Source organism: Agromyces hippuratus (genome assembly GCF_013410355.1).
Classification (GTDB): domain Bacteria; phylum Actinomycetota; class Actinomycetes; order Actinomycetales; family Microbacteriaceae; genus Agromyces; species Agromyces hippuratus.
Window position 1 is genome coordinate 2,610,774 of the sequence record NZ_JACCFI010000001.1, and the last position, 12,547, is coordinate 2,623,320.

Consider the following 12,547-nt stretch of genomic DNA (forward strand, 5'->3'; position numbering starts at 1 on the left):
CGGTGCCGTCGGGCGGTGAGCGCAGGCTCACCGCCCGACCCGGTTACAGCGCCCGCAGGATGTCCTCCACCCGCGCCTTCGCGTCGCCGAAGAGCATCTGGGCGTTGTCGCGGTGGAAGAGCGGGTTCGCCACCCCGGCGTAGCCGGCCGACATCGAGCGCTTGAAGACGATGACGTCCGACGCCTCCCACACCCGAAGCACCGGCATTCCTGCGATCGGGCTGCCCGGGTCCTCGGCGGCCGACGGGTTGACCGTGTCGTTCGCCCCGATCACGAGCACGACCGACGTCTTCGCGAAGTCGTCGTTGATCTCGTCCATCTCCTCGACGATGTCGTAGGGCACCTTCGCCTCGGCGAGCAGCACGTTCATGTGCCCCGGCAGGCGGCCGGCGACGGGGTGGATGCCGAATCGCACGTCGATGCCGCGCTCGCGCAGTCGGCTCGTGAGCTCGGCCACCGGGTACTGCGCCTGTGCGACGGCCATGCCGTAGCCCGGCGTGATGATCACCGACCCCGCGTCGCGCAGCAGCTCCGCGGCATCCGCTGCCGTGACCTCGCGGATCTCGCCCGCCTCCTCGCCGTCGCCCGACGACGTCGGCGCCGCGATGCCGAACCCGCCCGCGATCACCGAGATGAACGAGCGATTCATGGCCTTGCACATGATGTAGGAGAGGTAGGCACCCGAGGAGCCGACGAGCGCGCCGGTGACGATGAGCAGGTCGTTGTTCAGCAGGAAGCCCGCCGCGGCCGCCGCCCAGCCGGAGTAGCTGTTGAGCATCGAGATGACGACCGGCATGTCGCCGCCGCCGATGGAGGCCACGAGGTGCCACCCGAGGGCGAGGGCGAGGGCCGTCACCACGACGAGCAGCCACAGCTCGGGGGTGATGACGTACCAGACGGTCAGCGCGACGAAGGCGACGAGCGCCCCGAGGTTGAGCACGTTCTTGCCGGGCAGCATGAGCGGTGCCGACGACATGCGGGCCGAGAGCTTCAGGAACGCCACGATCGAACCCGTGAAGGTGACGCCGCCGATGAAGACGCCGATGAACACCTCTGCGTGGTGGATGTCGAGCAGCGCCCCGCTCATGCCGCTGACCTCGAGGGCGCCGTTCCAGCCGACGAGCACGGCGGCGAGGCCGACGAAGCTGTGCAGCAGGGCGATGAGCTCGGGCATGCCCGTCATCGCGACGACACGGGCCCGCCAGAGGCCGATCGCGCCGCCGACGAGCACGGCGACGACGAGCAGGATGAGCCCGGTCGTCGTCTGCGGCGATCCCCAGGCTTCGGCGAACGTCGCGTACACCGTGGCGACGAGCGCGATGGTCATTCCGGCGATGCCGTAGCCGACACCGGCTCTGGCGGTGTCGTGCCGGCTGAGCCCCGCGAGACTCATGATGAACAGCAGCGCCGCGACGATGTAGGCGGCTCCGGCGATCGAGGCGGGGGTGAGCAGGGTCGTGGCCTCTGCGGCGTTCACGAGATCAGCCACGGTCGGCTCCAGTCTTGCCTGCCGCGAACATCGCGAGCATGCGTCGGGTCACGGCGAAACCGCCGAAGATGTTGATGCTGGCCAGCAGCACGGCGACGGTGGCGATGATCTGCACGGCGAGCACGTCGCTCGTGATCTGCACCATGGCACCGACGATGATGATGCCCGAGATCGCGTTCGTCACGCTCATGAGCGGCGTGTGCAGCGCGTGCGCCACCTTGCCGATCACGTAGAAGCCGACGACGACCGCGAGCACGAGCACCGTGAAGTGCTGCGGCAACGGGGGCGGCGCGATCGCGTTCACCAGGAAGAGCGCCGCGATGCCGATCGCCACGAGCAGGACCCGCTTCACGGGCGACATCGGCCGCTTCGGTTCCGGTGCGGCTGCGGCATCCGTCGTGCCGGTCGCTGCCGAAGCGGATGCCGCGGCCGCCGGCGCCGCTGAAACCTGCACAGGGGGTGGCGGCCACGTGACGGTGCCGTCTCTCGCGACGGTGACCGATCGCTGCACGACGTCGTCGAAGTCGAGCACGAGCTCGCCGTCCTTCGCCGGGGTCAGGAGCTTCACGAGGTTCACGACGTTCGTGCCGTAGAGCTGCGACGCCTGCGTGGGCAGGCGCGAGGCGAGGTCGGTGTAGCCGAGGATCACGACGCCGTTCGGCGTGACGATGCGCTCGCCCGCGACGGAGCCCTCGACGTTGCCGCCCATGCCCGCCGCCATGTCGACGATGACGCTGCCCGACTTCATGCTCGCGACGTCGGCCGCGGTGATGAGTCGTGGCGCAGCGCGGCCCGGGATGAGCGCCGTCGTGATGATGATGTCGACGTCGGCCGCCTGCTCCGAGTAGATCTCGGCAGCGCGCCGGTCGTAGTCCTCGCTCGTCGCCTTGGCGTAGCCGTCGGTCGACTGCTCGACCTCGACCTCGACCTTCAGGTACTCGCCGCCGATCGACTTCACCTGGTCGGCGACCTCGGGCCGCGGGTCGGTGGCGCGCACGATCGCGCCGAGGCTCGACGCAGCGCCGATCGCGGCGAGACCGGCGACACCGGCGCCCGCGACGAGCACCTTGGCGGGCGGCACCTTGCCGGCCGCGGTCACCTGGCCCGTGAAGAACCGGCCGAACTCGTGCGCCGCCTCGACGACGGCGCGGTATCCCGCGATGTTCGCCATCGAGCTCAGCACGTCCATCGACTGCGCACGCGAGATGCGCGGCACGGCGTCCATCGCGAGTGCGGTGACGCCGCGAGCGGCGAGCGCCGCGAGCAGCTCGGGCTTGAACGCCGGCGCCAGCAGCGCGATGAGCGTGGCACCCGGCGACAGCTGTGCGATCTCGGCCTCGGTCGGGGCGTTCACCTTCAGCACGAGGTCGCTTGCGAACGCGGCGGTGCCGTCGACGAGCTCGGCTCCCGCCGCGACGTACGCGTCATCGGGGAATGCCGACCGCGCTCCGGCTCCGGCCTCGACCACGACGTCGTAGCCGAGGGCGATCAACTGCTTCACGGTCGCCGGCGTGGCGGCGACGCGGGTCTCGGGTCCCTGTTCGGTGACGACCCCGATGCGCGTCATGCGGTACTCCTCATTCGTCTTCTCCATCGAAGCGATGCTCGTCGTTCGTCTTCACCATCGAAGTCGCGCACCTCGTTCGTTTCTCCATCGAAGCGTTCGGCTTCACCATCGAAGCGGCCGCTCGGTGGCGACGCGCTCGCTCAGCGTAGAACGCGAGTGGCGATGATCGGGAGGAATTCGCCCGAATCGGAGGCGAAGGAACTGCGGTTCTTTCGCGCGGCGGAAATCCGCATGTCCGATGATCGATCGAGGCGTTCTAGTATCGGACGAGGACCGCGCCGTCGAGCGGCGGCAGGAAGGCAGGGCGATGGTCACCGACGACGCCACCCGGGCCGGGTCGCAGACGCTGAGCCGCGGCATCCGGATTCTCGAGGTCCTGGCCGACGCCGACCGCGCGCTCTCGATCGACGAGGTCGCGGCAGCGCTCGGCGTGCACCGCTCCGTCGCCTATCGGCTCGTGCGCACGCTCGAGCACCACGGCCTCGTCACGCGCGACGCGGCCGGGCGCCTCACTCTCGGCACCGGGCTCGCCGCCCTCGCCTCGGGTGTCGCCCGCGACCTGCAGCACCTCGCGCTGCCCGAACTCAATGCGGTCGCCAACGAGCTCGGCATGACCTGCCTGCTGGCGGTGCTCGTCGACGCCGAAGAGGCGGTCACGCTCGTGAGCGCCTCGCCGCGGCAGTCGGTCGCGGTCGTGTCGTACCGGCCGGGCCACCGGCATCCGATCACGCGCGGCGGGCCCGGCAAGGCGATCCTGCTGAGCCTGCCCGAGAGCGCCTGGCCGGCCGAAGTGCCCAGCGGCCTGCGCGACGAGATCGCCGAGAGCCGTCGCCGCGGCTACGCCCTCAGCCACGACGAGGTCGTGCCGTCGCTCGCGTCGGTCGCGGTGCCCCTCATGCTGCCGGGGCAGCCGCCGGCGTCGATCGCGGTGATCCACGTGTCGTTCTCGCAGCCCGAGTCGGAGATCGCCGAGCGTCTGCGGCTCGCGGCCGAGGCGGTCACGCGCGCCTACGGCGCCTGACCGCCCGTTCGCGAACGCTCACCGCGCGAGCATCTGCCCCGCGAAGAACTCGCCGAGTTCGGCGGTCGCCGACAGCGGCAGCACCTGCGCGACGTACCCGTCGGGTCGCACCACGACGACCGCGCCGTCGCGCGAGATGCCGCGCTCCTCGAAGATGTCGGTCGGGCACCAGAAACTCGGTGCCGCGGCGAAGACCTTCTCCCAGTCCATCAGGCCGAGCGGCCCGGTCTTCGGACGGAACACCTCGGGGGCGCGGGTGATGTCGATCGCCTCATGCGGCTGCTGGTAGATCACCTTGACGTCGAACACGGCGTCGACGTCGGCGCCGTCCGGCGTGAACCGCGCGATCGGCGCGTCGGGCGACGACATCCATTCAGCCCACTCGGTCAGAGCGGATGCCTCGCCCGCACCGGGCGCGTCGGCGAAGGCGTAGACGCGCCAACGGCCGTCCGCCTTGGCGTGGTGCCCGAGGTGCACGACGTTGCCGTCGCAGACGAACGACACCTGCGACGACTTGAAGCGCTTGCCGATCGGGAATCCGGTCGCGAGCTCCTGGTGCTCGGCGTCGCCCGTGATCATCGACGGCCCGTACTGCGTCATGAAGCCCGACGGGAACTCGGCGGTGCCGAGATAGAAGGTCGCGAGCTCCTGCGGGTCGGAGATCTCCTCGGGCTTGCGCGCCATGAGCGACGACCACTCGCGGTCGAAGTCGATGAGCTGCTGGGCGACGGGCTGCCGCTCGGCCGAGTAGGTCGAGAGCAGCGACTCGGGCGCGAGCCCCGACACCACCGAGCCGAGCTTCCAGCCGAGGTTGAAGCCGTCCTGCATCGACACGTTCATGCCCTGGCCGGCTTTCGCGCTGTGCGTGTGGCACGCGTCACCGGTGAGGAACACGCGGGGCGAGGCATCCGAATCATCACTCGAACGGTCGTCGAAGTGGTCGGTGACCCGGTGCCCGACCTCGTACACGCTGAACCAGGCGACGTCGCGCACGTCGAGCGTGTACGGGTGCAGGATGTCGTTGGCCTTCGCGATGATCGCCTCGATGGGCGTCTTCCGCACCTCGTGGTTGTCGTCTCGAGCGACCTCGCCGAGGTCGATGTACATGCGGCTGAGGTAGCCGCCTTCGCGGGGGATGTGCAGGATGTTGCCCGCGACCGAGTTGATCGCGCACTTGGTGCGCCAATCCGGGAAGTCGGTGTTGACCACCACGTCCATCACGCCCCAGGCGTGCGCCGAGATGTCGCCGAGGTGCTTGCGCCCGATGGCCTCGCGCACGGCGCTGCGAGCGCCGTCGCACCCGGCGACGTACTTGGCGCGCACGGTGCGCTCTTCGCCGGCGCGCTCGCCCGCGACGTGGCGCAGGCGCACCTCGACGGGGTAGTCGCCCGCCTCAGGGGTGCCGGCCTCGTGCACGGTGAGTCCCGTGAACTCGACGCCGTAGTCGGGTGCGATGCGCCCTGGGCCGTGGGCGGCGGCTTCGGCGAAGTAGTCGAGCACGCGCGCCTGGTTCACGATCAGGTGCGGGAACTCGCTGATCTTGTAGCCGTAGTCTTCGGTGCGCGACGTGCGGATGATGTTCTGCGGCGCCTCGGGGTCGGGCCCCCAGAAGTTCATGTAGCCGATGTTGTAGGCCTCGGCGGTGATGCGCTCGGCGAAGCCGAACAGCTGGAAGGTCTCGACGCTGCGCGGCTGGATGCCGTCGGCCTGGCCGAGCACGAGGCGGCCGTCACGACGCTCGACGATGCGCGTGACGACGTCGGGGTACTGCGAGAGCTGCGCCGCGAGCAGCATGCCGGCCGGGCCCGATCCGACGATCAGCACGTCGATCTCGTCGGGCAGCTCCGCGGGACGGTCGATACCGACGCCTGCCGCGGGCTGCACTCGCGGGTCACCGGACACGTAACCGGAGTGGTGGAACTGCACAGCTTCTCCTCACTGCTCTGTGGGCACGTCTCGGTGGGCCGTGGGCCGGCACCTCTCGTGTTCGATAATAGAATGCATCATTCTCATATCGCGCAGTCAGTGTAAGCCTGCGGACGCGCGTCCGCCAAGTCCTCGACGAAGCGCCGCCGCAGCAGGCCGAACTCGGCCGAAGCTAGGCTTCGAGCGTGACCCAGCCCAACGTGCGCCCGAAGATCGTCATCACCAGCGTCGACTCGGCGCCGGGCGATCTCATGGCGCAGCTGCCCGTTCATGCCGAGCTGGTGCGGATCCTGCCCGGCTCCGATCGACCCGACTACACCCTCGCCATCGCGAAGAAGCCGATCCACTTCCACACCACCGTGGCGGCACTCGAGCAGGCCGGCGTCGACCCGGGCGCGGCCGACCCGCAGATGATCCGCGTGCACGACGACGGCTCGGCAGACCTCGTCGTCTTCGGGCTGGTGCTGTGCGCCCGTACGGCGGGCGAGACGATCCACCTCGCTATGGAGGACTTCCCGGTGAACATCGCCTACATCATCGACAACACGCAACTGGGCGACACTTCGGTGGACTTCTCCAAGAGCTACTTCGCCGCGATCGGCTTCGTCAGCATGGATGCATCCGGCTCACCCGTCTCACCCGCATAGCGCCGAGACACCGACGAGGGGCTCGCTGCCGCAGCATCTGCGCGTCGCCGGCGCGCCGCGGCGACGCGGTCGATCACCAGTCCGATCACGAGGGCGAAGACGACGCCGATCACGGCGCTGAGCAACGGCTTGCCCTCGAGCCACTGACCGGCCAGGATTCCGATGCACGCGCTGTAGACGGCCCAGGTCACGCCGGCGACGGCGCTGATGGGAAGGAAGCGGCGCCAGGGGTAGTGCAGCGCACCGGCCGACATGTTGACGACGACGCGGCCGACCGGGATGTACCTGGCGCCGAGGATGACCGGGGTGCCGCGGTGCACGAGCGCGCGCTGCGCTCGAACGAAGGCCGCGGAGACTCGCGGACCTCGCATCCAGCGGAACCGCGTGGTGCCGACGGCACTGCCGATCGCGTAGGCGATGTTGTCGCCGATCGTCGCACCGATCGCGGCGACGAGGCACAGCAGCAGGACGGTGGCGGGGTCGGCAGCGGATGCCGCGACAGCGGCGGCGGCCACGAGCACCATCTCGCTCGGGATGGGTGGGAAGAAGCCGTCGATGACGGCCGTCGCGAACATGATGAGGAGCAGCCAGGGCGAGGCCGCGGCGTGCAGGATGAAGTCGTTGAGAACGTCCACCTCTCGACGCTACGAAGGCCATCGTCGTCGGCGCGTCCCTCGGCGGTATCGCCCGCGTAGTACTTCGGAGTGATCTCGACGGGTCGCGGGTAGCCGCGTCGTACGGTGCCTCGATGCGTCGTACGGTGCCTCGATGCTCAGTCGAGCTGGATCGCGGTCAGCGGCGAACCCGTGTCCACGTACAGCCTCCCGTCCGGGACGAGTGCTGAGCGGATGTTGGCCAGGGCGGGGGCGTACAACTGCGGGTGGCGGCCGTCGAGCGCACCGACGCGGCAGGCGAACGCGAGATCGAAGAGCGGAGTGCCGGGCTCCAACTCGAAATCCTCGACCGATGCGCACATCGTCGAGAGCCGGCCGGCGTCGATCTCCTCCCGGCAGTTCGCGCGGGCGCGCCGGATGCCCGTGTCGGAGCGGTCCAGCACGAGCACATGCCCCTGCGGCCCGACGCGCGCTGCGACCTCGCGCGCGGCGGCGCCGGGCGCACCGCCGATCTCCAGCACGCGCATGCCGGGTTCGAGGGGCAACGCATCGACCACGCGGCGCAACCGGGGCGAGAGCTCGCTCGTCATCGTGTCCTCCTCGTCGCACGCCTGCGGCCGCGCAGGAGCGCGAACACGCCGAGCACGATGAGCACGCCGACGAGGGCGAGCGCGAGCGGCCGGAACGTCTCCGCCCACGGCCAAGCCGGGCCTTCGAGCGTCAGGTCGTCCACGGGGTACTCAAGCACTTTCGCCGTCCACTGCGCGGTTGCCACGTCGGTCGTTCGCGCGAGGTCCAGCAGCACCGCGTCGAAGGCGAAGCCTTCCTGATGGTGCGGGTACTGCACCGGGTCCATCCCCGGGAGGGCGTCGTGGTCGGTCGTGCCCGGAACGACCAGACGATCGAGTCCGGTCCCTGTGTCGGCGCGCGGCACGAACGTGAGTCCATGGCGAGAACGTACCGGGCCGGCGCCCACGGCGACAGTGTCGACTGCCAGCGACTGCCCGTAGGTGTCGAACACCGAGGCGAGCTCGATCTCGCCGACCCCGTCGGTGAGTTGGACCCCGATCCGCGGGCGATCCCAGCCGAACGCGGTGTTGAACGCGACCACGGCGTCGGATGTCGCGAGCTCCGCCTGCTCCATCGGCGCCGCGCCGTCGGGGTCGAAATGCGGCCACTCGATCGCGCGGGCCGCGTCAGCCGCGGCATCCGCACCGATGAGTCGATCGACCACGTGCAGGGTGCCATCGATGCCCGACAGGATGCCGGCGGTGCTGACGACGTCGCCGTCGTCGACGTACCGCGTGCCGCGTTCCCAGTCGACGGCGGGATACGTGCCTTCCCAGTCGTCGAGGCGCAGCCAGTGCGCGGTCGCCCGGTGGCCGTCGAGCAGCCCTGCCGAGGCGACCACGGCGGCACCGTTGCAGATGCTGAGGAGCAGCGCACCGCCGTTCGCCTGGGTCTCGAGCCAGTCGGTGACGGGCCTCGTCGTCGGCCGCCCGACATCCGGCATGGCGGGCACCACCACGAGGTCTGCAGCCCCGCCCATCTCGTCGAGGTCGTCGAAGGTGAGGTCGGGCACGAGGTCGAGCCCACCGGTCAGCGGCACCGGGTGCGTATCGGATGCCACGGTGTACACGTTGAACGCCCCGGTCGTGGCGAGGATCTCGTATGGGGCGAGCGTGTCGGACACGACCGCGCCGTTGTCGCCGACGACGACGACCGCAGTGGGCTTGGCCGGGTCGTGTTCGACCGGCGCGGGCGGCGGGACGGCGCCGTCGGCTCGCGGTTCGTTCAGGGCGAGCGCGCCGAAGACGGCCGGGGTGCCGAGCGCCGCGGGGAGCGCCACTGCGGCGAGCACGAGCACGATGACTCGGAGGAATGCACGCATGACGTTCACCACCCGTACTCGTGCCGGCGGCGCAGCATCGCGATCAGCATGGCCGGCAGCATCAGCACGTGGCCGGCCGTCATGAGCGCCATGGCCGACAGCGCTCCCACCCAGTGGAACGGGAGCAGCACCAGGAACGGCAGGTACATGGCGGCGACCATCTCACCGATGGCCGGCAGCCCGTGCCCGCGGATCCGCATCCACACGGCCATGCCGATCGACATGTCGGTGGCCATCACCAGAACCTGCGCGGTCGGGTTCTCGCTGAGCCCCGGCCACGCCCATGCCCAGACCGGGCCCAGCACGACCATGCCCAGCACCATGGCGATCACCATCTCGAGCCCGTGCAGCGCGAACCGCCACACCGACGGTCGTCGTCGGGTCGTCGTTTCGTGGTTCATCTCGACTCCTCTCGGAATTCCAGCGTTCGGATACCGGAATCCTCCGAGAGTCGGAGCCGTGCGTCAGGTGCAGAAGGTCACGCCTCGGGTCACGTTCGGTGTGTGACCCCGTTCGGTGTGCGACCCCGGCCGACCGCACCGGTGGAGGCGTCAGAGGATGCCGACGTCGCGCGCACGGAGGGCCGCCTGCGTGCGATCGCGCACCTCGAGTTTCGCCAGCACGCTGGTGACGAGGTTCTTCACCGTGCCCTCGGCCAGGAACAGGGCACGGGCGATCTCGCGGTTGCTGCGACCCTCGGCGAGCAACCGCACCACCTCGACCTCTCGCCCGGTCAGCGGATGCTCCGGTGCCGGTGCCTCCTGCGGCAGCTGCGCCACCCGCGCGACGACCTTCGCGGCCACCGATGGCTGGAGCACGGATTCGCCCCGATCGGCTGCGCCGAGAGCTTCGACGAGCTTCTCCGAGGTGACGTCCTTGAGGAGGTATCCGACGGCACCGGCCCGCAGCGCGGCGAAGACGTCGTCGTCGTCGTCGAAGGTCGTCAGCGCGAGCACCCGTACCTCGGGTTGCTCGGTGCGGAGGCGTGCGGTGGCGGCGATGCCGTCGAGCACCGGCATCCGGAGGTCCATGAGCACGACGTCGGGATGCAGCAGGCTGCTGCGCAGCACCGCCTCCTCGCCGTTGCCGGCCTCGCCGACGACCTCGATTCCCTGCTGCACCTCGAGCAAGGTCGTGAGCGCCTCGCGGAACAACGCCTGGTCGTCGGCGACGAGCACTCGGATCGTCATCCCGGCACCTCCACAGTGAGGGTCATTCCGGTGGCGCCGGCCGGGTCGAGTGAGATCCGTCCGCCGAGGCTCGCCATCCGCTCGCGCAACCCGGTGAGCCCGAAGCCGTCGCCGGGCGACTCGGGAAGGCCCTTGCCATCGTCGCGAACCTCGAGCCTGACGTGATCCTCATCCGAGAAGTCGAGGACGACCCTCGTGCTGCTCGCCGCCGCATGCTTGCGGACGTTGGTGAGGCCTTCCTGAGCGGCCCGGAACAGCGACTCGTCCACATCCGCACGGATCATCCGTGGCCGGCCCAGCACCTCGACCTCGGTCGGCACACCTGCCTCGGTGGCCTCCACGGCGAGCGACTGCAGCGCCTCGGGCAGTGCGGGGCGATGCTCCCGCAAGGCCGCCACCGACCGCCGAACCTCGGCGAGGGCCTGACCCGACTGGTCCTGGGCCGCCGCCAGCATCGCGTCGAGCCGCTCGGGTTCGGCGGTGCGGATGACCGCGCGAGCCGCCTCGAGTTGCATCTGCACGACGGTCAGGTGGTGACCGACGCCGTCATGGATGTCGCGCGCGAGCCGGTTGCGCTCCTGGATGACGGCCATCTGCTCGGCCTGGGCGGCGTAACCGCGCAGGCGCTCGTTCGCCTCGGCGAGCTCGGCCCTCGCCTTCTGCTCCCGCACGAGCAGCCAGGTCACGACGAGCGTGAACATCGTGACCGCGAGGGTGCCGAGCCCCTCGCGCAGCCCGCCCTGCCAGTCCATTCCGAGGTGTACGAACGGGATGATGGCCGCGACCACTGCCGCGGCGGGCAGCGGAAGGAGCAGGACGCTCTGCGAGACGAGGACCACGAGCAGCAGGATCGAGCCGACCGCTGCGCCCGAGAGCGAGAACAGCACGAAGCCGAGCGGCAGCTGCACGGCCACGTAGGCCGCAGCCCACCAGATCGAGCGACCCTGCACGAAGCGGAACCCGAAGATCGCGAGGAGGGTGAACGCGAGTCCGACGAGCAGGGTCGGCAGCGGCTGCTGCTCGAAACTCGCAGAACCGAGCGGCAACGTCACGTACGCGACGACGGTGAGGATGGCCATGGCCCACTGCACTGTTCCACTGTGCGGGTCCCCGCCCGCCAGGTCAACCGGTGATGGGCGCCATCCCGGGACTCGCTGAGGCTCGCCCGCGTGGAGCAGCCCTCCCCGGCGCGAGGTGCTTCACGTCCAGGGCGAAAGGTGGAACGGTGGAACGGTGACCATCGAACCGACACGCGAAGCAACTGCCTCCGCGGGGGCGCAGATCGGGGCGGACGCCGCGGTCCAGCCCCGCATCCGCATCCGGTGGGGCTGGTTCTTCGCGTGCATCGCGCTCGGCCTCGCCGCCATCGTCACCGGTTGGTTCCTCGTCTCGCCGGCGAGTCGCCTCGGCTACGTCGGAGGAGTGCTCGCGGGCATCGGCACGACGCTCCTGCTCGTGGGCGTCGTCGTGTTGCTCGAACGCCGCATCATCGACACGGCGGTGAGGTTCGTCGCGAATGCCACCAAGGATGCGCGCGCCAGGACGAACGCAGAAGTCCGCGCGCAGATCCGCGACTTCGAAGACCGGGTCGCCGCGATCTGGGAGACCGAGACCACAGCCGCTGCCGCGGACGAGACGCTTCGGATGAGCGAGGAGTTCACGAACCGCGTGGTCGACGCATACACAGATGACGACGGCACGCCATCCGGCACGCCATCCAGCTAGGTCGTCCACCGCCCTCTCGGGCGCGCCGTCGTCTCCGAGGCGGTCGGTCACCCACCTCGGATGTCGCGGGGTCGGTCAGTGCCTGCCGGCGAACCGGGCCGCGCCGACGATGACGGCCAGCGCTGCACCGAGCGCGGTCACCAACGGCACCGCGACCACGGCGAGGGCGATCGTGTTGGGGCGGAACCTCAGCCCGTCGGGGCCGCCGATGTACGCCCCGATCGGCACGGAGTAGCCACCGCCACCGCCACCGCTTCCCTCACCCCGGCCGGCCGGGGTCTTGTCGGATGCCGGCATGTCGCCGGAGCCCTCACCCCCGCCGAAGCCGAACGCCACGAGGGCCACGGGCACGAGTTCCTGCCCGTCGATCGTGGTCTTCTCGCCGTATGCCACCTTCGCGCCCCACGCGGGCACCGATTCCGCCAGGTTCTCGATGATCTTCGCCATGGCTCGACGGTACGCGCGATGTTCGCGCGC

At 70.0% G+C, this 12,547-nt stretch carries 13 protein-coding genes; 3 read left to right on the plus strand and 10 right to left on the minus strand.

Features of this window, described 5'->3' with window-relative positions:
* Positions 1-43: 43 nt before the first annotated feature.
* Together pntB and BJY17_RS12215 are read right to left on the minus strand one after the other, a co-directional pair.
* Positions 44-1,393, minus strand: coding sequence for a Re/Si-specific NAD(P)(+) transhydrogenase subunit beta (gene pntB / locus BJY17_RS12210; protein WP_179552861.1), 1,350 nt, complete (start codon positions 1,391-1,393; stop codon positions 44-46).
* Between the two features lie 88 nt (positions 1,394-1,481).
* Positions 1,482-3,056 (minus strand): Re/Si-specific NAD(P)(+) transhydrogenase subunit alpha, encoded by a 1,575-nt coding sequence (locus tag BJY17_RS12215; RefSeq protein ID WP_179552862.1) that lies wholly within the window; start codon positions 3,054-3,056, stop codon positions 1,482-1,484.
* Positions 3,057-3,363: 307 nt separating this feature from the next.
* Between BJY17_RS12215 and BJY17_RS12220 the strand changes: the two genes are divergently transcribed.
* Positions 3,364-4,077 (plus strand): IclR family transcriptional regulator, encoded by a 714-nt coding sequence (locus tag BJY17_RS12220; RefSeq protein WP_179551587.1) that lies wholly within the window; start codon positions 3,364-3,366, stop codon positions 4,075-4,077.
* Positions 4,078-4,095: 18 nt separating this feature from the next.
* Here the strand turns inward: BJY17_RS12220 and BJY17_RS12225 are convergent, their stop codons facing one another.
* Positions 4,096-6,003, minus strand: coding sequence for an FAD-dependent monooxygenase (locus tag BJY17_RS12225; RefSeq protein ID WP_179551588.1), 1,908 nt, complete (start codon positions 6,001-6,003; stop codon positions 4,096-4,098).
* A 185-nt stretch (positions 6,004-6,188) separates the two neighbouring features.
* On the opposite strand from BJY17_RS12225, the gene BJY17_RS12230 reads away from it, so the two are divergent.
* The gene (locus tag BJY17_RS12230; RefSeq protein WP_179551589.1) at positions 6,189-6,650 is read left to right on the plus strand and encodes a hypothetical protein; all 462 of its coding nucleotides are present in this window, start codon (positions 6,189-6,191) and stop codon (positions 6,648-6,650) included.
* Here BJY17_RS12230 and BJY17_RS12235 read toward each other — a convergent pair.
* From BJY17_RS12235 to BJY17_RS12260, 6 genes are all read right to left on the minus strand, one after another.
* Positions 6,587-7,285, minus strand: a complete 699-nt coding sequence (locus BJY17_RS12235) for a DedA family protein (RefSeq protein WP_179551590.1) — start codon at positions 7,283-7,285, stop codon at positions 6,587-6,589. The two genes, BJY17_RS12230 and BJY17_RS12235, sit on opposite strands and share 64 nt — an antisense overlap.
* A 137-nt stretch (positions 7,286-7,422) precedes the next feature.
* A complete protein-coding gene (locus BJY17_RS12240; protein ID WP_179551591.1) occupies positions 7,423-7,854 on the minus strand; it encodes an SAM-dependent methyltransferase in 432 nt (143 codons plus the stop codon).
* Positions 7,851-9,155: a DJ-1/PfpI family protein gene (locus tag BJY17_RS12245; RefSeq protein ID WP_179551592.1), complete on the minus strand. Its 1,305-nt coding sequence runs from the start codon at positions 9,153-9,155 to the stop codon at positions 7,851-7,853. The genes BJY17_RS12240 and BJY17_RS12245 overlap by 4 nt, the downstream gene beginning before the upstream one ends.
* A gap of 5 nt (positions 9,156-9,160) precedes the next feature.
* Complete coding sequence (locus BJY17_RS12250) at positions 9,161-9,556, minus strand: hypothetical protein (RefSeq protein ID WP_179551593.1); 396 nt, start codon at positions 9,554-9,556, stop codon at positions 9,161-9,163.
* A gap of 150 nt (positions 9,557-9,706) precedes the next feature.
* On the minus strand, positions 9,707-10,345 hold the full coding sequence (locus tag BJY17_RS12255; protein WP_179551594.1) for a response regulator: 639 nt from the start codon (positions 10,343-10,345) through the stop codon (positions 9,707-9,709).
* Positions 10,342-11,424: a sensor histidine kinase gene (locus BJY17_RS12260; protein WP_218889906.1), complete on the minus strand. Its 1,083-nt coding sequence runs from the start codon at positions 11,422-11,424 to the stop codon at positions 10,342-10,344. The genes BJY17_RS12255 and BJY17_RS12260 overlap by 4 nt, the downstream gene beginning before the upstream one ends.
* A gap of 154 nt (positions 11,425-11,578) precedes the next feature.
* Here BJY17_RS12260 and BJY17_RS12265 point away from each other — a divergent pair, with 154 nt between their 5' ends.
* A complete protein-coding gene (locus tag BJY17_RS12265; RefSeq protein ID WP_179551596.1) occupies positions 11,579-12,070 on the plus strand; it encodes a hypothetical protein in 492 nt (163 codons plus the stop codon).
* A gap of 75 nt (positions 12,071-12,145) precedes the next feature.
* Here BJY17_RS12265 and BJY17_RS12270 read toward each other — a convergent pair whose 3' ends face one another.
* Positions 12,146-12,517 carry a hypothetical protein gene (locus tag BJY17_RS12270; RefSeq protein WP_179551597.1) on the minus strand — a complete coding sequence of 124 codons (372 nt, stop codon included), beginning with the start codon at positions 12,515-12,517 and terminating at the stop codon, positions 12,146-12,148.
* Positions 12,518-12,547: the final 30 nt, after the last annotated feature.